Annotated in this window: 1 protein-coding gene; it reads left to right on the plus strand. The window is 67.9% G+C overall.

What is annotated here, in order from left to right:
• Positions 1-1,005 (plus strand): amidinotransferase (locus CLM62_RS28660; protein ID WP_107483829.1); only part of this gene is annotated, 1,005 nt, incomplete at both ends.

A 1,005-nucleotide genomic window follows, 5' to 3' on the forward strand; every position in this document is an offset into this window, starting at 1 on the left:
CCGCTGGAGGAGGTCATCGTCGGGCGTCTCGACGGCGCGACGATCCCCGGCCACCATCCGGTCGTCACCTGCAACATCCCGCCCTGGGCGGCGCGCGCGCAGGGGCTCGCCGCCGGATTCAGGTATCCGCGCGGGCTGATCGAGCCGGCGCAGCGGGAGCTCGACGAGTTCGTCGCTCTCCTGCGGTCCCTCGGCGTCACCGTCAGGCGGCCGGAGGCGGTCGACCACAGGAAACGCTTCGGCACCCCGGACTGGTCGTCGCGCGGTTTCTGCAACACCTGCCCGCGGGACAGCATGCTCGTGATCGGCGACGAGATCATCGAGACCCCGATGGCATGGCCGTGCCGGTATTTCGAGACCCACTCCTATCGCGCGATCCTGAAGGACTACTTCCGGCGCGGTGCGCGCTGGACGGCGGCGCCGAAACCGCAGCTGACCGACGAGCTGTTCGAGGCGGACTTCCGTGTCCCCGAGGCCGGCGAGCCCATGCGCTACATCCTCACCGAGTTCGAGCCGGTGTTCGACGCGGCGGATTTCGTGCGCGCGGGACGCGACCTGTTCGTGACGCGGAGCAACGTCACCAACCGGATGGGCATCGACTGGTTGCGCCGCCATCTCGGACCCGGCTATCGCATCCACGAGGTCGAGAGCCGCTGCCGTACCCCGATGCACATCGACACGACGTTCGTCCTGCTCGCGCCCGGCAAGGTGCTGGTCAATCCCGAATACGTCGACGTCGACCGCCTGCCCGAGGTCCTGCGTTCGTGGGACGTCCTCATCGCCCCGGAGCCCACCCCGATCGACGAGCGCCTGCTCAAGATCACCTCGATGTGCGGCAAGTGGCTCAACATGAACGTTCTCATGATCGACGAGAAGCGGGTGATCGCGGAGCGGCATCACACGAACATGCTGCGCGCGCTCGAGAAGTGGGGGTTCGAGCCGATCCCGTGCGACCTGCTGCACTACGCGCCGTTCGGCGGATCGTTCCACTGCGCGACGCTCGAC

The organism is Streptomyces sp. SA15 (assembly GCF_002291145.1).
In the GTDB taxonomy this organism is placed as follows: domain Bacteria; phylum Actinomycetota; class Actinomycetes; order Streptomycetales; family Streptomycetaceae; genus Streptomyces.